General features: G+C 60.6%; 20 protein-coding genes. 8 read left to right on the plus strand and 12 right to left on the minus strand.

The annotated features are described in order from the left end of the window. Positions 1-45: 45 nt before the first annotated feature. The 7 genes from HHL09_RS16470 to HHL09_RS16500 form a co-directional block, all read right to left on the minus strand. On the minus strand, positions 46-312 hold the full coding sequence (locus tag HHL09_RS16470; protein ID WP_169455714.1) for a hypothetical protein: 267 nt from the start codon (positions 310-312) through the stop codon (positions 46-48). A 45-nt stretch (positions 313-357) separates the two neighbouring features. Beyond that, positions 358-834: a 2-C-methyl-D-erythritol 2,4-cyclodiphosphate synthase gene (gene ispF / locus HHL09_RS16475; protein WP_169455715.1), complete on the minus strand. Its 477-nt coding sequence runs from the start codon at positions 832-834 to the stop codon at positions 358-360. 49 nt (positions 835-883) lie between these two features. Then, positions 884-1630, minus strand: coding sequence for an inositol monophosphatase family protein (locus tag HHL09_RS16480; protein WP_169455716.1), 747 nt, complete (start codon positions 1628-1630; stop codon positions 884-886). A gap of 232 nt (positions 1631-1862) precedes the next feature. Further along, positions 1863-2510 carry a phosphopantothenoylcysteine decarboxylase domain-containing protein gene (locus tag HHL09_RS16485; protein ID WP_169455717.1) on the minus strand — a complete coding sequence of 216 codons (648 nt, stop codon included), beginning with the start codon at positions 2508-2510 and terminating at the stop codon, positions 1863-1865. 135 nt (positions 2511-2645) lie between these two features. Next, positions 2646-4178 (minus strand): tetratricopeptide repeat protein, encoded by a 1533-nt coding sequence (locus HHL09_RS16490; protein ID WP_169455718.1) that lies wholly within the window; start codon positions 4176-4178, stop codon positions 2646-2648. Between the two features lie 178 nt (positions 4179-4356). Beyond that, positions 4357-4833 (minus strand): HAD family hydrolase, encoded by a 477-nt coding sequence (locus tag HHL09_RS16495; RefSeq protein WP_169455719.1) that lies wholly within the window; start codon positions 4831-4833, stop codon positions 4357-4359. Between the two features lie 34 nt (positions 4834-4867). Then, positions 4868-5356, minus strand: coding sequence for a DUF5681 domain-containing protein (locus HHL09_RS16500; RefSeq protein WP_169455720.1), 489 nt, complete (start codon positions 5354-5356; stop codon positions 4868-4870). 337 nt (positions 5357-5693) lie between these two features. Here HHL09_RS16500 and HHL09_RS16505 point away from each other — a divergent pair, with 337 nt between their 5' ends. From HHL09_RS16505 to HHL09_RS16530, 6 genes are all read left to right on the plus strand, one after another. Continuing rightward, the gene (locus HHL09_RS16505; protein WP_169455721.1) at positions 5694-6365 is read left to right on the plus strand and encodes a hypothetical protein; all 672 of its coding nucleotides are present in this window, start codon (positions 5694-5696) and stop codon (positions 6363-6365) included. A gap of 50 nt (positions 6366-6415) precedes the next feature. Next, on the plus strand, positions 6416-8470 hold the full coding sequence (locus tag HHL09_RS16510; protein WP_169455722.1) for a thrombospondin type 3 repeat-containing protein: 2055 nt from the start codon (positions 6416-6418) through the stop codon (positions 8468-8470). Positions 8471-8572: 102 nt separating this feature from the next. Further along, on the plus strand, positions 8573-9358 hold the full coding sequence (locus HHL09_RS16515; protein WP_169455723.1) for a hypothetical protein: 786 nt from the start codon (positions 8573-8575) through the stop codon (positions 9356-9358). A 132-nt stretch (positions 9359-9490) separates the two neighbouring features. Beyond that, entirely contained in the window at positions 9491-10270 is a 780-nt protein-coding gene (locus tag HHL09_RS16520; protein WP_169455724.1) for a hypothetical protein, read from the plus strand. A 269-nt stretch (positions 10271-10539) separates the two neighbouring features. Then, complete coding sequence (locus HHL09_RS16525; protein WP_169455725.1) at positions 10540-11364, plus strand: hypothetical protein; 825 nt, start codon at positions 10540-10542, stop codon at positions 11362-11364. 276 nt (positions 11365-11640) lie between these two features. Next, positions 11641-12426 (plus strand): hypothetical protein, encoded by a 786-nt coding sequence (locus tag HHL09_RS16530; RefSeq protein ID WP_169455726.1) that lies wholly within the window; start codon positions 11641-11643, stop codon positions 12424-12426. A 569-nt stretch (positions 12427-12995) separates the two neighbouring features. Here the strand turns inward: HHL09_RS16530 and HHL09_RS16535 are convergent. The 5 genes from HHL09_RS16535 to ruvA form a co-directional block, all read right to left on the minus strand. Then, on the minus strand, positions 12996-13358 hold the full coding sequence (locus tag HHL09_RS16535) for an HIT domain-containing protein (RefSeq protein WP_169455727.1): 363 nt from the start codon (positions 13356-13358) through the stop codon (positions 12996-12998). 8 nt (positions 13359-13366) lie between these two features. Continuing rightward, positions 13367-13726, minus strand: a complete 360-nt coding sequence (locus tag HHL09_RS16540) for a hypothetical protein (RefSeq protein WP_169455728.1) — start codon at positions 13724-13726, stop codon at positions 13367-13369. 309 nt (positions 13727-14035) lie between these two features. Beyond that, on the minus strand, positions 14036-16789 hold the full coding sequence (locus tag HHL09_RS16545; RefSeq protein ID WP_169455729.1) for a phosphoenolpyruvate carboxylase: 2754 nt from the start codon (positions 16787-16789) through the stop codon (positions 14036-14038). 85 nt (positions 16790-16874) lie between these two features. After that, on the minus strand, positions 16875-18155 hold the full coding sequence (locus HHL09_RS16550; protein WP_169455730.1) for a hypothetical protein: 1281 nt from the start codon (positions 18153-18155) through the stop codon (positions 16875-16877). Continuing rightward, positions 18152-18805, minus strand: a complete 654-nt coding sequence (ruvA, locus tag HHL09_RS16555; RefSeq protein WP_240963643.1) for a Holliday junction branch migration protein RuvA — start codon at positions 18803-18805, stop codon at positions 18152-18154. The genes HHL09_RS16550 and ruvA overlap by 4 nt, the downstream gene beginning before the upstream one ends. A 94-nt stretch (positions 18806-18899) precedes the next feature. Here ruvA and secG point away from each other — a divergent pair, with 94 nt between their 5' ends. Together secG and HHL09_RS16565 are read left to right on the plus strand one after the other, a co-directional pair. Next, entirely contained in the window at positions 18900-19466 is a 567-nt protein-coding gene (gene secG, locus HHL09_RS16560; protein ID WP_169455731.1) for a preprotein translocase subunit SecG, read from the plus strand. Positions 19467-19585: 119 nt separating this feature from the next. Further along, entirely contained in the window at positions 19586-20836 is a 1251-nt protein-coding gene (locus tag HHL09_RS16565) for a rhomboid family intramembrane serine protease (protein WP_169455732.1), read from the plus strand. Positions 20837-20840 lie beyond the last annotated feature (4 nt).

A 20840-nucleotide genomic window follows, 5' to 3' on the forward strand; every position in this document is an offset into this window, starting at 1 on the left:
GGGGAATTTCGGAGGTGTTGATTTTCAGTTTTAGCAAACCGCCTCTCACAGGAGCGGCGGCGGGTCTGACACCTCGGTCACCTTTACCGGTTTGGCAAGGAGGCCATCGATTTTCGTTAGAAGGTCCACAGATGGAGTGACTTCCCCCTCTGTTAGCTCGCGCAGGAAGGTGCTCCAGTAGGCGGGAGCATGGCCTTCGTCGCGTGAAAGGATCAGCGCCAGTTCGCTCAGCCGGCCGCTTGCCGCGAGCTGCTTGCGAGTGCGGCGCAGCCAGCTCTCGAAATACGGGCGGTCCGGCTTGGCGTTGAACACGGACCGCACCTTAGCTCCAGCGCTGGAAGGCAGCAAGACGGGACCTCAAAGCCCAGTGGGCTCCACTTGGGCAACGGCCATTGCCGCGATGCCTTCGCGGCGACCGACGAAGCCCATCGTCTCATTGGTGGTTGCCTTGATCCCCACGCGAGCGGGATCGAGCCTCAGGGCCCGGCCGATGTTCTCTTTCATCGCTTCACGGTGCGGGAGCACCTTCGGCGCTTCGGCCACCAAGGTGCTATCAATATTGACCAGCTTGTAGCCCTGTTCGCGGCAAAGGGCGGCGGCCTTCTCCAAGATCTTCAGGGAGCAAATGTTCAGGCACTGCGGGTCACCGGGCGGGAAGTAATGGCCGATGTCCGGAAGTCCGAGAGAACCAAGCACCGCGTCCGCGATGGCATGGCACAGCACGTCCGCATCCGAGTGGCCATCCAAGCCATGGGTATGCGGGATCTCCACACCTCCCAAGATGAGAGGGCGGCCTTCCTTGAAACGATGAACGTCGTAGCCGAAGCCGATCATGAAGACAGTGAGAGTCGGGTGTTGAGAGTTGAGAGCAGGAAGCTGCGCCTTAGAGGATCTCCTCGATGGGGATCTGGCCGTTGGTGGCGACGATCGACCAGGCGTCGGCATCCTTCGCAGGTTCGAGGACGACCTTGCCGCCTGCGGCTTCGACGAGCAGCTTGCCAGCGGCGATGTCCCAGAGGGAGATACGGGATTCGATGTAGCCATCAAGGCGGCCGCTGGCGATGTAGGCCATGCCGAGGGCGGCGCTGCCCATCATGCGCATCTTGCGGGCCTTCAGGGAGGCCTTGCGGAAACGTTCCAAGCCGGTGGTGAGGGCTTCCTCGTCCTTGCCGCAGCCAACGAAGAGCGCGCACTCCGCGAGCTTGGTGCGGGAGCTGACCTTGATCGGCTTGCCATCGAGCATCGGCACGCCGCCTTTTTCGACGGTCCAGGTTTCGCCGATGATCGGATCGTGGATCACTCCGACCACGACTTCGCCTGCAACGCGGAGGGCGATCGAGACGCAGAAGTGGGGGATGCCGTAGTAGAAATTCACCGTGCCATCGATGGGATCGACGATCCACTGGCGATCGCTGTCCTGATTCCCGCCGATGCCTTCTTCGCCGTAAAGCGCATCGCCCGGGCGAGCGCCGAGCAGGATGTCCTCGATCAGCTTCTGTGATTCCTTGTCGAGGGCCAGCTTGATGTCGTGATGGGTCGCTTCATCGACGGCCGCTTCGAGGCCGAAGTTGGCTTTCAGCAGCTTGCCGGCTTCCTTGGCGGCGTGGATGGTGAGTTCGAGGTCGGTCACGGGCGGAGGGTGGTCGAAGTAAAGGAGGGTGCCAAGGGGAGAAACGGGGAATGGCACCAAGTCGAGCAGCAGTAAGGGTTTCCACGGGAAAGACGCAGGAAGAGCCGGGCCTACGGATCGGGCTTCGGCCCTTCATGACTGCTAGGGGTCCGGACGCGCCCTTGGCGCTGAAGAGGAGAGCCGTCCTGAATCAGAGCTCTGCGGAAAATGGGGCCGGGTATCCGGCGTCGGCTTAGTTGCTCGCTCGCTCTGCCGCCAAACGCTCGATCTCCCGGACGAGGCGCGGGGCGAGGTGGTGTTTTTCGTCCTCGGGCAGCGCTTCGACGTGTTCGGGGAAGACGAGGAGGACTTCATTGCGATCCGAGTCGAAGCCGATGCCGGGCTTTGAGACGTCGTTGGCGATGACGAGATCGCAGCCCTTTTTCCTCAGTTTCTCGCGGGCGTTCTGCTGGAGATTCTGGGTCTCCGCGGCGAAGCCGACGAGGGTGCCGGTGAAGCCGAAGTCGCCACGCACGGAACCGAGGATATCGGGGGTGCGGACGAGTTCGAGGGTCAGGGTTTCGCCGGTCTTCTTGATTTTCTGATCGGAAACCACCGCGGGACGATAGTCGGCGACGGCGGCGGCGAAGACGGCGGCATCCATCTTGCCGATGTAGCGCTTCACGGCGTCAAACATCTCCTCCGCGGTTTCGATCGGAAGGAAGTCCACGCCCTCCGGGATATCGAGCTGCGTGGGTCCGGAAACCAGCAGCACGGCATGACCGGCGCGTGCGAAGGCGTCGGCCATGGCATAGCCCATCTTTCCGGACGAACGGTTCGTCAGGTAGCGCACCGGATCGAGGGCCTCGCGAGTGGGGCCGGCTGTGACGAGGACGCGCATGGTTGAGCGAAGAGCTGGGAGCGAAGAGGTGAGAGTAAGAGGGAAAGGCAGAGTGCCTAGTGATCAGTGGAAGAACGGGTGAGGCGGAGCCGGGGGTGTCTCCGGCTATTTGCTCTCAACTCTCAACGCGCTGTCTTACTTCTTCTCTTCTTTCGGGGCTTCGGCGGCGGGCTTGTCGGCCTGCGGTTTCTTCAGGTCTTCGAGCTGCTTCTTGGCATCGGCGAGTTGCTTTTCATCCAGCTTGCTCGTGATGTCGCCGAGAAGGGTCTTGGCATCGGCATCGCCGCGATCCACGGCGAGGGAAGCGAGGGCCCATGCCTTCGGGAGATCTTGCGCGGTGCCGAGGCCTGCGGCGTGGAGGCGGGCCAGGCCGGTGGTGGCGGCGGCGTGGCCTTGGTTGGCCGCCAGCGAGTAAAGCTGGCCCGCGTTATTGTAATCCACCGGCACGCCCATGCCGCGCTCGTAGAGGGTAGCCAGATTGTTCTGGGCGGCGGCGTGTCCGGCCTTCGCGGCCGCGGTGAACCATGCCACGCCCGCAGCCGGATCGCTCAGGCCGAGATTTCCGGAGACGTAGAGCAGGCCGAGTTCGTTCTGAGCCACCGGCAAGCCGGCATTGGCGGAGGAAAGCAGATATTTGTAGGCGGCGAGGAGGTCCGGCTTCTCGTCCTTCGAGATGCGGGAGGCGAGCTCCAGTCCTGCGAGCGGGCTACCGGCTTCGGCGGCCTTGTCCAGCCACTCACGGCCTTTTTCCTCGCTCTTCTCAAGACCAGCCTTCCCTTCGAGATGGAAGCCGGCGACGCGCAGCAGGCAGTCCGGCTGTTTTTCCTCGGCACCCTTCTGGTACTGGGCGAGCGCGGCCTTATCGTCCTTCTTCACGTTTTCCTCGAAGTCGCCGAGCGCGAGATAGGCGGCGAATTGCTTTTTCTCGACCGCCTTCTGCAACCACTCGCGGCCTTCCTTTTCATCGCGGAGTTTCTCTTCCCCATTGAGCAGGCGGGAACCAAGCGGGATCAGCGCGTTTTCATCGCCGAGGGCTGCGGCCTTCTTGTAGAGATCGAGCGACTTCTTGGCGTCGGCCTTGTCCTTGAAGCCGAAGGCGCCTTCGTAAAGACGGGCCAGCAGCAGGATCGCAGGAGTATCACCGGCTTCGGAAGCGGAGGTCCACCATTGGGCGGCCTTGTTGAAATCGGGCTTTTCGCTGAGCAGGCCGCGGAGGAAGGCCTCACCGAGGATGCGTCCGGCATTGGCCGGGTCGGTCTTTGCGGCGGATTCCAGCGACTCGCGGGCTTCCTGGCGGTCCTTCTCCTCCTTCGAGTTCAGAAGGATCAGGGCGCGGCGGTAGGTGGCGTCCTTATGACCGGCGGCAGCGGCCTTCTTGTAATTCTCCAGCGCGGCATCGCGCGAGGCGGGCAGGCCCTGGCCGGTTTCCGCGGCGAAGCCGAGAAGGAAGAGAGCATCGGCATTGCCCTTCTCCGCCAAGGGCTTGGCGAGTTCCACGCCAGCCGTGTGGCGGCCTTCGCGATAGGCATCCATGGCGGCCTTCGCGGGTCCTTCGGGGACCGAGGGGACGGCGGCAGGAGAACTGGCACCGAGGCTGACCGCGGCAGGGGCGACGGTCGAGGTCACGGTGGCGAAGGCAAGGGCAAGCAGGAGGGCTTTAGCGGTCACGCGCCCATTTAGGGTGCGGGGACGGGGGAGCAAAGAGGAAAGAACGGGACTCATGTCTCAGATGGCTGAAATGGTTGGGAAAAAGGAGGGTCGGAGGTCGGAGGAGCGGGTGGCGGCTCACCTGTTAAGCCTGTTAAAACAGGGAAATTAACAGGTGGGACGGGGTGGGGTGGTCAGCTCAGGCGAAACGGGCCTGCATGGCGGTGAGGTACTCCTGAACTTGGGACTCGTCGTGTCTCCCTTCGGCGCTTTGGGCGAGTTGCTCGACGAAGTCATGACGCGGGCCTCTGATGGCTTGAAGATCGTCGAAGTCGATCCCGAGCTCCCCGGCGAGCCGGCGCCATGCTTCGCGGATGCTGGCAAAAGAGCGGACGAGGGTTTTGTGGGCGTCTGTCTCCCATTTCGTGCCGGGGGAAGAGTAGCCGAGGTAGTCGATCGCCAAGCCGCGTAGATCCACTTCCACGAAAGAGCCGATCTTTTCGAGGGCTTGCATGGTCCCGACGTAGGCATCCTCATTGGCGACGTACCGTTTCTTCGGGCAGCTTTTCTTGAGGCGCAGCACTTCCTCGGTGTCCTTCCTCGCCAAGGCGGAGACGGTGGCCGCGACCCTGTCCCGGGCGTTCAGGGTGGTGTAGATGGTTTCCTTGATCTTCATGATGGGATCCGGTTCTGCGGTGCGGGTTCCGTTCTCAGGCCTTGGTATTCTTGCCGGAGACCGCACGCTCGAGAGCTTCGAGGCGTGCCTTGAGTTCCTCAGCCTCGGCGATCCGGACGAGCTGGCTGGCGAGGCCGACGAGTTGGGCGGCGGTGTCCGGTGAAATCATTCCGGCGAGCGCCGCGCGAAGGACGGCCTCTGCCATGGGGTAGGGGCCGGAGTCCGGGGGCAGCTCCACCACAATGGGGGCGGCGGCCGATCTGAGCCGCGGGTGAACGCGTTCCATCACCAGCTTGGCCGCGGACACATCTCCGGCCATGGCTTTGCTCACCATGACTTCGGCGATGGAATCGGCGTCCTCCTTCAAGAACAGGGGCGGACCACCCTGAGCGATGCGGGGCCTGCCATTGGGATTGCCGGAGCGGCCCGGGAGGAATTGGCCATTTGGCGTGCGAGGGGTTTCAGCGGATCCGGAATTCCGGGCGGCGGTTCCCGATGACGGGAGATTTGTTGAACTAGACATGCGGCGAGCATGCCATCGGGGGATGGGGAGCGATAGAATTGGCAGTGGTCCCCAAGATGCGATGGCAAGGAAGCCGGTGAAGTCTGGCTGAGTTCATCTTTGGAATTGAGAATGTTAACTAGGGATGAGGTCGCTTGCGTGTCTCAATCGTCTCCACAACGAACTCGACATTCAGTCGTGCTTCACCAGTCTGCCCTCGAATTACTTCGGAGCTGCCCATGAAGTTGTGTCTACCCCGGCGCTAATTTGCGTCCTATCTTTGCTTTCGGACTCGGCCCTTTCTCAAGAAAGTGGCGCTCTCCCAATTTCTGAAATTGGGCAAAAGGAGGTTCCCGACATGATCGTGGAAGACAGCGTCGTCCGTGCCCTTGCATCGAGAACGCTCACCCTTCTTCGCGCACAGCCATCTACTCTGCCTGATCCTGCCGCGGAGCCTGTGGTGAAATCCGCCCCTTCCACCAGAACGGGTGGTGTGGATTTCTCAAGTTGGCACCGCGCTGCCAGTTATCTCGTAGGTGTGCGTGCGACGGTCTATGACAAGCGGAGAACTTTTCTCCAATGGCAGGATCCGGAGAGCCGCGTCGAGCACGAGGCGTGGAGCAATATCGATTTCAATCACCTTTCCTCGGTCAGCGATGTCGAGTCTGTTGATAGGAGGTGGATTTTGTTTCTTGTGATCGTGAATATTGACACTTCGGTGGTCAATCCTGCTACAGGACAGGCGGTTACGGAACCCACACATCCCCCTATTCCTGAGGATGATGGTCCGAAATTTGTGGTGACGAAGGGCGACACCACCGACCCGCGCTCTACAGCGCCCCTTCATGCGCTTCACAAGCTCTACGCGGAGAAGTCGGACGAGTTGATCGCGGCCGCTGAAGTGCAGAAGCAGACCAGGGAGCAGATGGCGCAGGAAGAAGCAGACCAGAGCCAGCCAAGAGATAATGTCATGTGGTTCCGTCCCAAGAAAGGAAGCCGTTACCTCCAGCAAGAGGGAGGTGGTCGATGAGATCGCTCATTCTTGCCTCCACGCTCCTGTGCCAGGTTCTTCACTCGCAGGTGATCCAGCCCCAGCCCCAGCTGCTGCCTGGGACGGGCGGCACGTGGAACGTCCAATGGCTAGGCATCCAAGGACGTAGCTACTTTCTTCAGGCCTCCGATGATTTGGTGAGCTGGCACTACGCTCCTCTGATCGAGGCGGGTAATGACGAGATCATCGAGTATGAGACGGGAGCCCTTGGGAGCCGCCATTTCCTCCGTTTGGCCTATGTCAATCAGACGGCGAGCAATCTCGATACTGCGGATTTTGACGATGACGATCTCGGGAACCTCGCCGAGATCAATGTCCACCACACGGATCCGCTGAAGCAAGACACCGATGAGGACGGAATGCCTGACGGCTGGGAGATCAACCACGGGCTGGACCCGAATGACAACGGCTCGATCAGTTTCGTGAACGGTCCTTCCGGAGACAAGGACGGCGATGGCATCCCAAACATCCAAGAGTTCCAAGGGGGGACCGATCCGGTATCGCCCGGAAGTTTCCCGGTGAGCCTGATCTTTGTAGAAAGGACGGCGAACCAGAATTTCTCCACTCCTAGCGGGACCCTCCACAAGTGGGCTTCCTGGCTGCCGGAGGAGTCTTCCACGGACACCATCAGCAGCTTCTCAAGCCCCCAAGGCATGTCGGGACAGCTTGAAAGTGCCTTCACGTTTCCGGCGCTTCCTCCGACAAAGGCCACGATCTCTCCTATCGGAGGCACGGTTGGGGCGGTAAGTGCCAACTACGGTTCGACGGAAAGCGGGGGAGGCAGGTCAGTTCAGGGCCATGTCCAGCATGGACGTTTTTGGCTCAAGGCGACGCCCTTGGATATTGCCAAGGGAAGAGGGAGCCAGAAGTTCCTGAAGATGGTCGATCGCTATACCGGTCCTTACAGCGGAGGCTCGACACGGGTTGAACGCCTGATCACGGTTGAGAAGCTGGAAGCCCAAGCAAGCACGGGATATTCCGAACCCTTCGATATCAAGCCCGAGGTGATTACGGGTCCCGGGAACTTTTTTTCGAGCACGATCACTATTTTGACCCCGGTGAGTATCAAGCCGGTGGAGGGAATGGCCGGGGTTGTAGGCGATATGGTCCCTAGCAACCAGACCACGGATCCCGAGCTCCATTTCGTAACACCGAAGAAAACTGTCGAGATCGCGGAGGATTATGTCACTTTCACGGCGACTGGAATTACGGAGCAGCAGATTACGAATGGTGATGCGGAGCAGATTGTGGAATGGGATGGAGGGCAGCCGGTTCTTAATGAGCCGTTGAAACGGAAGGTGAGCCGGGCCGTTGCTGATAAAACCCCGATCCGAATCAAGACCCTTGGGAAATTCGGCGGGCAAGAAGTCGCGAAAGTCAACGTTTGGGTGATTTGGTGTGATTGCGCTATTGAGGATTATGAGAACGTGGCATTTTTGGTGAACCGTACGCCGGACATCTTTGAGCCAGCGGGGTCTACCTACGGAGGGATAATGCTTAGGCCTCAAGAGCATTGGAGGTTTCGCTTCAAGATCTCGCCTGCGGAGATGACCTCGGGAGAGTCGGATCGACCGGATCTGGAGGGACCGAATACGACGCCTGTTCCAGGTGGTTTGAAACAACACATGATGGAGCCGCAGTTTCCTGCGGATCATGCTGCCTTGAAGTGGGATGTTTCGAGGAGAGTAGAGTTCACGATACTGAATCCCAATCTTATTCCTAAAGAGAAGTTTCCCGGTTCTTACGTGTTTAAGAATCAACCGAAGGTGTCGGATCCAGTAGTCTCGTTCCCTCAAAATCCTGTAGAAGGCAATGATGATCCGTCTGGGCAAAACTGGCGTGATGAGGATGACAATCCGTACCGTGAGCTGGTGGAGAACGGGCTAAGTCACTCGGTTGGAGAGATTTCGTCCTATGATGGCCCTATCTTTGGTTTCAAGGCAACGATGGGAGTCGGGGGGCAACCTTGGCTCAGGTTGCAAATTTCCAAGAATTTGCGAGGGTGGAGTTGGAGAGCGAGAACAAGGGCGGCGGAGATAGGACATGGTATAGAATCTCCGACTACGTGGAGTGGCATCATGTGATGGCGGCGACGTTCGGAGAGGAGCCTGGCGGTGGTTCTATATGGGCCAATAGCGGTTCAACATTTGGAAGAGGTAGGTTTGAGGTCCCGGAGTAGCAATGCGATGAAAGTGATTTTTAGCTGTGTGTTTTTTTCCGTTGCAACCACGGGGATTGGTAACTGTGGGCCACTGATGGAGATGAACAACGAAGATCTCGGGAAAGCCCTGAATGGCTGGGATGTTTCCGGTTTCGACGAAAATGTTCTGAAGGAAGAGCTTGAAGGGGATTCGGCAGCGGCATTCATTGAGAAATGCAAGAGGGACCCTCAACTTCGAAAGTCTCTCTCGGGGCTCTGTCAGCACGTTGAGAGCGACAAGTTGAGGGATGAATTGATCCAATACGTTCTGCAAGAGCCGGACGTGTGGCTCGAGGCGAGGAACACCCCAGACTATGGGAAGGCCGCTGCAATGCAGGCTATGGTCTTTGTTGAAAAGACACTCCGCAAGGAGTTCGATCTGGATCATGGTGACATGTCGTCCCTGTGTGCTGCTGTGATGGACCGAAATGGGAGGGGGCAAATTTTGAAGCTTGTTGATCGGCTGGTCCTTTTGCCTAAGGAGCAGCGAAGGAGGGGCGATCCGGAGATGGAAGCCTTGGTGGCCAATCTTTGGAAGGTCGGAGCAGGGTTCGACATCAGCAGCGCAGAGAGCAACGTGGATTCTAGGCCCCCGAAAACTTATGTCGGGCAGGAAGTGACAGATCGAAAGGATGGTGCTGAAGCCAGACAAGTGAAGGGAGGAACAGACTCAGGCGGGAGTTCGAGTACTGCCAAGTTCGCTTTCTTGATCCTTGCAACGGTCGCTGCCGGGATTGCGGCCTTCTTTGCTTTTGGCAGAAAAAATAGGTGATGAGAGTTCTTGGGCCAAAGACTTTGTTGGTTGCAGTCTTTCTGCCACTTGTTTCTATTTCCGCGGAAGACCTGCCTGATGATTTTTCAGACAGTCTCTAAGCCTCGATCTTCGATTTTTTGGGTTCGGCCAATGCTTGTCATTGGTTGTATCATTTTTTGCTGTCGATTGGACGGAGCAGAGTCCGAAGAATTTAGTCAGCTGAGGGTAATCGATGCGGCACGTGAATTGGATCAGTTGGAAGAGCATGCTACGGAGAAATTGAGCTTTGACTCTCCGGGAGTGAAAGAGGTGGAGGGCTTGATCCGTGAGGATATCAGGAGCAACAGGGGAAGAGGTACCGTTGTGATCCTGAGCGAGTGGGACCCGGGCAGCATGGCTTGGGAGGTTGCGGCTCAAACGATTCTTTATCGGATGAGCAATTGGGAGGCAGTTCCGATGGAAGAAGGGGAAGTGGTGGGGGAGGTTGATCTCGCGGTGATGGTCGATCTCTTCAAAGCCACGATCCGGAAGAATGATAAAAGCGGAGATTACACCCAGAGGAGAGGGCGGATAGGGAGTCCTTACACCTTTCGAAATTTCTATTCTTCCCATCTTGCTCAAGCGGTGGAGCCCCGTCACGGGTACAGTCCTGATGCCAAGAGGGTTCACGATGATCCGAAGCAATGGCTTGAGGACGAGATTCTATCGCGTACCGGTCCTCTGCCCTCGGTGCTGGATGAGCGCGGGGTCAAGTCCGGGGCGGCGGTGAAGACCCGGGCGCCGAAGGGATTACCTGTTCCAAAAGGTGATGGTCCGGAGGATTTGAAGGGAGAGAAGCCGGCTGGCGGATCGTTTGTCGTGATCGTTGCGGTGTTGTCGGGAGCGCTGGTTGTCGGGGTGTTTTATTTTAGGAAGGCTTTTTCGAGGTAGGCCTTCGGCAAAGCTTGGGCTTCGTTTCGATGTCCCGTTGCGACATGGGGAGGCATAGAGGGCGGGAGGATCAATCGGAGTACGCTTTTTTCGAGAGAGCATGAGGGAGCTGTTCGCTAGTAAGGAGGGCGGTGGGGTGAGAGATGCCGCACCAGCGGTCGGCCGGGGGCGTCCGACCCTACCTCTGAGCGAGTAAATTCGGGGGGCGAAGGAGAGGTGATGGGAAATGCTTGAAGGTGCCTGGTTACCGGTAGAGACCTTGGGCACTTGTGAAAGTGGGACTGATGAGGGTTTTGTTCGCAGCGATTGCGGTTGCGATCGCACGCGCCGAAGAGTTGCCAAGTGAGGTTGAAGAGCTTCGTGCGGAAGCCATTGCATCCATCGACCAAGGTCCCCCATCCGAAGGAGAAGATTTCTTGAAGTTGGCCACTCAGCTAGGAGACTTGGGCGACTATGATTTCCTAGGGGTATTGCTTCAACGCGCCATGACTGGGGCCGATCCTGGTCGGGCTCAGATTCTGGTGCGACGGGTGCTGGAGGCTCCAACCGGCACCGAGCTTAAACCTGACCTTTCCGAGGCGCTGATCGACTACATTGATTTCTTACTTCGGGATACCAGACCGGGGGATGAAATCGCGACGGGTCGGCGGTTGGTAAGTCATCGCATTGCAGTGGTCTTGGAGGGCGGCTTGGGAATTTCGAGTTCTGAGTTCGATTACGAGAAGCCTCCAGTGGCGTTAAAATACATCGACGAGGCGAAGCAGGTGATTGCGAGGTTGCGACGCGAAGGCGGGGTTTGCCGGATCACCGAGGAGGTGCAGGGAAGCAGGTCACACCACCTTGCGCGAGAATCGATCATTGCGCGGGATGAAGCCAGAGCATCCGGTGGACAACGTGAGGAGAGGAGGGATCCGCGGGAGAGAGATAAGCTGTCGCCAGCGAAGGAGATTGGAACGAAAGCCGGGCAGGAGGAATTGGGAGCGGGGACGAAATGGGGAATCGGGTTTGGTGTGGCGATCCTCGGCGCGTGGTGTCCGCAACGGCCGGGGGCGATGATGGCCTGCGCGGAGGTCTCGTGGACTCTCGCTGCATGAGGCGTCCTTCAGGACGCAGTGATTGGGGCGGGGTCTCCCGGGACTTCGTCCCGGGCTGTTATAAATCGTCCCTTTGGGACGAGAGAGGCAGGATCACCAATCATCAAACAGTCTGCGCTCCGCGGAAAGTGCGGGGAGGAGGCTAGGTGATGCGAAAGCAATCAGGCGGGCTGGGCAAGGGGATCGGTGGGGGCAGATCACCTGTATCGAAGGGGGAGATGATACGGAATGCTTGAGATAGCCAAGCACCGTAAGAAATCGTAGGCACTCCTGAAAGTGAAAGTGATGCGGATCTTGGTAGTGGTGATTTTCTTGCCGGTTGCCTTTGCGGAGGAATTGCCGGGTGAAGTTGAAGAAGTTAGGTCCGATGCAATTGAGGTGGTGGAAAATGCTGAGTCTGAGGGTCAAGACTTTTTGCTGTTAGTCGGCAAGCTTGCCAAGGCGGGGGAATATGACTTTCTCGGCACGCTGCTTCAAAAGGCGACAGAGAATGGCAAGTTCCAGTTTTCTGAGATTCTAGTGATGAAAGTCCTAGAGGCACCGGCAGGCACCGAATTCAAACCTGATCTTGCCGAGGCGCTGATTGAATACGTTGACTCTGCCCTGCGAAGGTCGAATCTGAGAGATGAAATCGTTACCGGCTTACGAATCGTTAGTCAGCGCATCGCTGTCGTTCTAGAGAACGGGTTGGATATCCCGAGTTCTGAATTTGACTACGAGCAGCCTCCAGTGGCGTTAAGATACATCGACGATGCGAAACAGGCCATTGCGAGATTGAGGCGCGATGGCGGAGTTTGTCGTATTACGCCCGAGGTTGCGGGAGGCAATTCGCATCAACTCGCGCGCGAGTTAATCATCGAGCGGGATGAAGTCAGAGCTTCTGGTGGACAACGGGAAGAGAGGCGAGGTCCTCCGATGAGAGATAGGGTTCGGCCTGTGAAGGAGAATGGGGGGAAAGAAGTACGAGAGGAGTCGCCAGTGGGGACGAAATGGGGGATCGGGTTTGGTGTGGCGATCCTCGGGGTGCTGGCAGCGTTTTTTGTTTGGAGAGGGCGAAGATAGGGAGAATCGGACGATTGATGGGAGGCTCGACCTTGGCGCGTGGTGTCCGCAATGGCCGGGGGCGATGATGGCCTGCGCGGAGGTCTCGTGGACTCTCGCTGCATGAGGCGTCCTTTCAGGACGCGGTGATTGGAGCGGGGTCTCCCGGGACTTCGTCCCGGGATATTATCAATCGTCCCTTTGGGAAGAGAGGGACTGTGTGAGAGGCAGGATCACCAATCATCAAACGGTCTGCACTCCGCCGAAGAGAGGAAGGAGGAGGGATTGTTTGCAAGCGGTCGGCCGGGGGCGTCCGACTCTACCTCAAAGGCAGGATCGTCGATCTAGCGGCACTTCTCGGGATGGACGAGAGGAGGCGATCGGCTTGGATGAGTCCCGCCTCCGTGTGCCCTTTCAGGGCACCGATGTCGGGTGGTGCCTTACCCAGAGCTGCGCGCTGCGCGCTTGCACCGGGCTGCCCACGTTTGCCCCTTCGGGGCATTGGAAGGAGAGGCGTTTGCTAGAGTGCGGCTGATGCGGCGAGTTTCCGAGGTTCGTCGATTGCCGCTGCGAAGGAGCGGGGGCGGGATCTATGGCTGGTTGTCTTGAGGGATGGAATTGCCGTGTTCGTCGCGGAGGCGGGAGCCGCTGTGGATGTAGAAGTGGAGGTGCTTGGTCGTCTGGTGATCGCCGCAGTTGGTGGAGAGGCGGCAGCCGCCTTCCTTTGCGGTGACCTCGCGGCAGATGTCCGCGGCGACTGCGAGCATCTGCTGGACGATGGCCATTTCTCCTTCCTCCAAAGCGGCGAGGGAGCTGATGTGTCGCTTCGGGATGACGACGATGTGAAGCGGCCAGTACGGCCGGGTGTGGTGGAAGGCGAGGACCTCCGGGGTCTCGGCGACGATGTCGACGGGGGTGATGCCGGGGACGACCTGATCGCAGTAGAAGTCCATCGAGCGGTTCAGTAGAGGCTGTCTGGATCTCCGCGGTACTCCTTCTTCGGGTTATTCGCGAAACGTCGCATCTTCGAGCGCTCCCACTCGGGTTGCTTCTTCGCAACAAAAAGAAGGATGAGAAACCCGGCGATGAAGAAGAGCCCCAAAAAGCCGAGCGCAGGGCTAAGTTTTGACGCGATGGCAAAGTGGATGCAGCCCCATACCCAGATGATCGCCCCGACCAAGGAGAGGACGAGCAGCGCGGCAGGGCTGTCCGAGGTGCCGATCATGGATGTTCCAAGCTTGGCCCCGATGATGAGCAATGCACCGACCGGTAGCATCAGAAGGGCGAGGAGTTGGTGGATGGGCTTGGGTGGAGGTGTCATCTTCGGGATATCATGGGTGAATCTGTAACCTGATGACAATACAGATGATGGTCCGGGCGTGGGGGTCCGGAGGCTTACGTGACGCGAGGTCCGAGATAAGCCTGCCGTTCCTTGGCTGGGGCGTTGTCGCGGCGGTGGATCTTCGTGGCGGCAGAGCTTGAAGCAATGCGACCGCCTAAAGGCGGAACTACGTGCGGCGGCGGGGTGAGCGATGCCGCACCTGCGGTCGGCCGGGCGTGTCCGACCCTACCTTTCGAGAGGTTTGGCGGGCGCCCTTCCTGGATGCGGATTTCTCGGAGGTGTGCGCGATCAGCCGGTGGTGCGGAGGCCGGAGGCGATGGCGTTGATGGAGAGGAGCATTTTCGGGAACATGGTTTCCGCTTCGGCTTCCTTTTCATCGGCGACGAGGCCGCGCCATTGCTTGAGGATGGCGATCTGCTGGCGATGGAGGACGCGGAGGGGGGCTTCGCGAATGGCGAGGGTCTTCGCCATGCGGGGGCGGCGGTCGTCCATGCGGCCCTTGTAGAGGCCTTCGAGGAGGTCCTGGGTGCGGCGGAACTCGGCGACGATGATATCCATGAATTTCTTCCGCAGTTCCGGGTCGTCGACCAGGGCGGCGTATTCATTCATGAGATCGAGGTTCGCGGAGGCGAGGTTGGTCTCCACATTGGTGAAGACGTAGCCGAGGAAGGTGGAGTGGGCGAGGACCTCGCGGAGGGCTTCGAATTGCTCCGGGGATTCCTTCTGCATCGCTTCGAGTGCGGAGCCGACGCCGAACCAGCCTGGGAGATAGAAGCGGGCCTGAGTCCAAGAGAAGACCCATGGGATGGCGCGGAGGTCAGCGATGGAGTGGCCTTTCTTGCCCGTACGGCGTGCGGGGCGGGAGCCGATGCGGGAATTCTCCAGTGCGTCGATCGGCGTGACCTGGCGGTAGAAGTTGATGAAGCCCTCGGTCCTGAGCAGGGCCTGATAGGCTTCCTGGCTCTTTTCCGCCAGGAAGGGGAGGAAGGGCTCGGCGGGGTCCTTCTTCGGCGGGGTGTGGCGGTGGTTCGCGGTGGTGATGGCGGCACCAGCGAGGAGGAGTTCGAGATTGTAGGTGGCGTTGGCGAGGTTCGCGTATTTTTGCGCGATGGTTTCGCCCTGCTCGGTCATGCGGAACTCGCCGCTCATCGAGCCGTGAGGAAGCGAGGCCATGAACCAATGGGTGGGACCCGCGCCGCGCGAGATGGTGCCGCCGCGGCCGTGGAAGAAGCAGAGCTTCACGCCGCGCTCATTTCCGGTGACGGTGAGGGCTTCCTGTGCCTGATGGAGTGCCCATTGGGCGGCGAGGATGCCGCAGTCCTTATTCGAATCCGAATAGCCGAGCATGACCTGCTGGCTGGGCTTGCCGCCATTGGCGCGCTTTTCGTTGGTCTTGATGGTGAGCGGATGATCGAGGAAGGCACCGAGGATGCCGGGCGAACGATCGAGATCGTCCATGGTCTCGAAGAGCGGAACCACTTCCAATGCGCACCAGGAGCCGGTGGCATCGTGCTCCATGAGTCCTGCCTCACGGGCGAGGAGGAAGACGCCGAGGAGGTCCGAAAGCTGGCGGGTCATCGAGACGATGAGTGCGCCGAGGCCGGCATCGGTCCACTCTTTGCGGTGTTTCGCGAGGACGCGATAGCAATCGAGGACCGCGTCCGCTTCCTCGCCGATGCGGGCGGAGTCGTGGAGGAAGGGGCGGGGTGACTTGAGCTCCTCCGTGAGGAAGGCGAGGCGCTTTTCCTCGGTCCAGGAGGCGTAGTTCCCGCCGTCTTCCAAGCCGGCGGCGGCGAGGAGGCGGGAGATGGCCTTGTCGTGGAACTCGGAATTCTGGCGGACATCGAGGAGGGCCAGGTGGAAACCGAAGATTTCCAGCTTCTGGCGGAGCGGGCGGAGGTACTGCTCATCGATGAGCGAGCAGCCGACGCCGCGGATGCCATCGGCGAGGAGGCCGAGATCGTTATCGAGGTCCTTCGGCGAGTTGTAGCCGGGATGGCCATCGATCTGGCGCTGGAGGCGCGCGGCGATGAGGCCGGAGAGGTGGCGCCAAGGTTCCTCATGATAGCGATCGTGGAGATCGTTGGTCAGGTCTTCGTCGCCGAAGGAGAAGGTCAGCTCGTCGATGCGGCGCTCAAGGGCATCCGGGATTTCATTGAGCTGGCGGGAAAGGGTGAGTTGTCCGGCGACTTGTTCGAGCTCGCGCTTGAGGAGCTGGAAGGAAGCGCGGCGGAGCATCTCGAGGGCTTTCTCGGTGACTTCCGGAGTGACGAGCGGGTGGCCATCGCGGTCGCCGCCGATCCAGGTGCCGAAGGAGAGGCGCGGGATATTGCCTGCGGCGCGGAGCATTTCCTGAGGGAAGCCGGCATTTCGCCATGCCTCGGTGAAATGAAGGTCCAGGCGATTGAGCGCGGAAGGGAAGAGGTCGCGGAGGTAGTGGATCGCATCGCGCAGCTCGCGGTAGATGTCCGGCCGGACGAGGTGGATCTCGCCGGTGCGCCAGAGGGTTTCGAGGGCGGTGACGATGCGCTCGCGGATGCGGCGGCGCTCGCGATCGGTGTATTTCGGATACTCGTTGCGGACGAGCTCCTCATAGAGGGCGCGGTGGCGTTCGCGAACGGAGGCGCGCTTTGCTTCGGTGGGGTGGGCGGTGAGCACCGGCTGGACGTCGACGTCTGCGAGTACGGCGAGGATTTCCTGCGGGCCGAGGCCGAGCGCGGACATATCGCGCAGTGCTTGGGGCCAGAGGCCGCGGATGGAGTCGGCACCGAGGACCTTTTCGCGTTCACGGCGGGTGGCGGCGGCGACGCGCTCTTCCACCATGTTCAGGAGCTGGAAACCGATCGAGTAAAGTTGCTGGGTGCCTTCCGGCGGGTGGTTTTCCGGGACGGTGCCGGACCATGGGAGATAGGGAATCAGGGAATCTTCGCCCAAGCTCTTCAATGCGTCGCCAAGGCAACCCACGAGGAATGAAAGGGTTTCGTCGATCAGTTCAAATCCTTCGAGGCGGAGTTGCTCGCGGGTCGGTGGGAGCTCGGTCATCGGCGCGGCCAGTGAAGCAGCCGGAGTGCCGGGGCGGGAAGCGGAATGCGCGGCGGAGTGTCATGGGGCGAGCCGGGCCGCCCGCTTACTCTACCACGCAAGGCAGCAGGACGGCGTCGCGCATGCCGTGGATTTTCTTTTTATCCGCGGGGGCGAGGGTAGCGAGGGCGCCGGCGATGGAGGTCTGGCCTTGGTCGTCGGTGAAGTAGTAGGGGCAGAGGCGGACGCGGCCCTTTAGCATTTCGATGCTGCCGTCCTCGCGGAAGACAGGGTGTTCGACGACGCGGCCCTCGCGGAATTCCTGCATGATCCAAGGCTGCTGGTCGAAGTCCGCCATGGCGGCGTGGACTTTCTCCGACCACTCGGCCTGCGAGAGATCGTGGCCGATGTGGACGCCGCGGGAGCCCCAGGCAGTTTCGTGGAAGCCGCTGATCTTGAGAACAAGACGGCGCTCCTTCTGGCTGAAGCGGGCGACCTCTTCCCAAGAATTGACGCCGAGGACCGGCAGTGCGGCCTGCGGGGGGAGCGGGGCGGGATCGACGACCCAGCCGTGGGGGACGATTTCCTTCACGCGGGTGAGGTGGCTGCCGCGGAGGGATTGCTCCCAGATTTGCTTGAGCGCCGGAGTCCAGAGCAGGGCGAGCCAGAGCTTGTCCTCAAGATGAGGTTTGGCTGGTGGGGTCAGGGAGATTTCGCCGGTGGCAGAGGCCTCGGCGAGGCGGCGGGCAGCGGGGATGGATTCCCAATCGAACCACTCGAAGAAGCGGTAGAGGGCGCGGCCATCCGGCTCGTATTCCTCGGCGGATTCGACGGTGCGGCCGCCGCCGGTTTCCCGGGCGAGCCATTCCATTTCCCGGCGGTAGTCGGTGGATTCTTCCGAGAGGAGGATCGCGCCGTTTTCCGGGAGGACCGAGGAGAAGCCGAAGATCATGCCGTCCCGGCCGCCGATCACGGGGAAACCGGCATCCGCGTAAAGGCGGGAGAGCCATGCGGTGATGCCAATGCCGCCGGGAACCGAATCGAGCTCGGTGAGCGCGAAGCCGCCGCCTTCGGTCATGATCAGGTCCGGGCGGATGACGCGGGGCAAGGTGCCGCGGGAGGCGGGCTCCTTTTGGAGGGCGGCGAGCCAGGCGGGTTTCCCGGTATCGAGGGTCTCGGCCATCCATTTCGGCAGCTTGCCGGTGGCGCTGCGGCGGTAGAGTTCGTCGCAGACCTGTTGGAACTGGGCGAGCGGGTGGCCGAGGGTCTTTAGGAAGCGGCCTTCCGCCTTGGTGAGCTTCAGGGGCTCTGGCGAGTAGCGCCAGCCGCCGTCGAAAAGCCCGCCTTCGGGCATGGCGGCGGTGATTTGTTCGAGAGTCAGGCTCATTGCAGGGAGCGCAGCGCGCCGCGGATCAGTTCTTCGGTGGTGGCGGCGGGCTGCTCGTCGAGCACCTTGCGGACGGCTTTCCTCGCCTCGACCTGCTTGTAGCCGAGGGCCATGAGGGCGAGTTCGGCATCCGCGGTGGCCGGCGCGATCTGGCCGCTGGCGACTTCCTGCCAAGTATCGGCGACGCCCACCTTGTCCTTGAGTTCCAGGACGATGCGCTCCGCGGTCTTCTTGCCGAGACCCTTGATTTTGGAGAGTTCGGCGATCTCCCCGCCGACCACGCAGGCCTTGAATCGACCGGCGGGCATCCCATTGAGCACCGCGAGCGCAACCGAAGGTCCCACGCCGCTGACGCGGTCGATCAGGAGCAGGAAAATGTCGCGTTCTTCCTCCGTGGCAAAGCCGTAGAGGGTGTGGACCATGTCCCGAGGGCTAACGTTGAGGTGGGTGCGGAGATCCACCGAAACTCCTTCAGCGGCATGGATCCGGTCGAAGGTGGAAAGCGGTACGTGAACCTCATAACCTACTCCTCCCACATCCACCACGAGGCGATTCGGATACGCCTCCAGCACCTTCCCACGCAACCTTGCGATCATCGTGCGGCCAGCTTGGACCGGCTCCGGCAACTGCCAAGGGCGAAGTTCCGTCATTCCCGGGTGCCCTGCCGGGGTGAGGAATCCGGCCGATTCCCGGGGCGAAAACCCCGCTTTACAAGGGGGATGCCGCCCATATAGTGCGCGCCCCATGATTGTCTCTGCCGTTAATTGGCTCTCGATCAGCATCAACCTGCTGCTCGCCATTTTCGTGATCGTCTGCGTCCTGATGAGCATGATCATCCTGATGCAGCGCCCGAAGAACGAGGGCCTCGGCGCGGCATTCGGATCCGGCGCCACGGACCAGCTCTTCGGAGCCCGCACCACGAACGTGCTGCAGAAGGCCACCGTCTATCTCGCCAGCTTCTTCTTCGTGCTGACACTGACCTTGGCCGTCCTGATCCAGAAGAAGAATTCGAGCAATCCGACCCTGATCGCCAAGGTGGCGCCGGCTGCAGTGGTCGCCGAGCCCGCGAAGCCGACTTCGATCGCGGACGAAGCGGAGAAGGCCGGTGAAAAGCCGCTGGAGCCTGAAGCCGTGACTCCGCCCGCTGAAGCACCTGCTTCGGCTCCGGAAAACGCGACCACTCCCGAGACCACCCCGGCCCCGGAAACCACCCCAGCGCCCGAGACGGCTCCGGAAACCAAGCCGGAAAGCGCTCCCGCCGAGCAGACCCCGCCGCCTGCCGACGAGCAAAAGGCTCCCGAGGGACAGTAAGCCCACGGACAATTTTCCAGGGCGCGTGGCGATTTCGCCGCGCGCCCTTTTCTTTTCAGCGAGATCCGTTAGATTTCGCCTTGGACTTGGACCTGAGCCCCGCTTGATTGCACCCGGACATGACGCTTGATGCCGAGCTTCCCGCATGGGCGCGGGACGACGCCTTTCCCGAAGCCGGACCTGGTTGGGGTTGGGTGGACCGGAAGGGAAATCGCTTTGATTGCGATAGCTTCGCGGCGCTGTCCCGCGTGATCAGCGAGGATCTGGCGGCGCGCGTAGATCTGGTTTGGACCCCGGATTCGCCGGGCCTGGTGCTGCCGGAAGAAATCTCGGAGCTGCATCCCGCACTAAAAATGGCCCGCATCCGCTGGGCGGAGTGGGACATTGAGGAGGGGAGGCGGCAGATGACGATTTTCGGCATCGCGTTTGTCGTTTTGTTGGTTTTCGGCGGATTGAAGATCGAGCGCATTCTGTCCAATGGCACGCTAGGCCTTGCCGCGCTGTTGTTTGTGATTCTGGGGCTGTTTCCTTGGTATAAGGGCCGGAAGCGCCTGCAGCGGGCGCGGAAATGGGCGGCAGGGGAAATGATCGCGGACGCCCCGGCATTGAGGTTCGAGACTTGGCTCGCGATCCAGAAGGCACCGGTAACGAGGCTTCTCTTGGGACTGATGGTATTGGCCGGTCTTACCCAGGTCGTCGTCGAGATCCACGCCTTCAATCAACGCCACTCCCTGCACGGCTTCGCTTCATTCCTCGCCTTGATCAATGTGATCCTGCACCTCGGAGCGCTTGATGGCGGCGGCCACGTGACGGTCGGCAATGCCGGGTTGTCGAAAGGAGCGCTGTTCGAGTGGTGGCGGTTGTGCACGGCCCCCTTCCTCCACGGACACTGGCTCCACTGGCTGATGAATGCCTCCGCGCTCGCCTATTTGGGCAAGCGGGTGGAAACTTTCGCGCGCTGGCCCCATCTGGTGATGGTGTTCCTGATTTCCGCATGGATTGGCGGCGAGGCTTCGGCGCGCTTCACCTCGGTCCCGTCCGTAGGCGCCTCCGGCGGCCTGATGGGTTTGCTGGGTTTCCTGCTGGTCTTCGAAACCCTGCACCGGACCCTGGTACCGGAAAGCTCACGCCGACGCTTGCTCGCGGGCGTGGTCTTCACGGGTATCATCGGCTTTCTCTTCCGGCATTTCATCGACAATGCGGCGCACGTCGGCGGTTTGGTCGCCGGGATGGTCTATGCCGCCTTCGTTTTTCCACGCTCTTCTTCGCCGCATCGTCCACGGACGACCATGGTGGATGTGGTGCTCGGAGGGGCTGCCTTGGGACTCGTGGTCTCTGCCGCGATCTTCGCGTGCATCAAGATGGTCTGAGCCG

Source organism: Luteolibacter luteus, from assembly GCF_012913485.1.
GTDB lineage: Bacteria > Verrucomicrobiota > Verrucomicrobiia > Verrucomicrobiales > Akkermansiaceae > Haloferula > Haloferula lutea.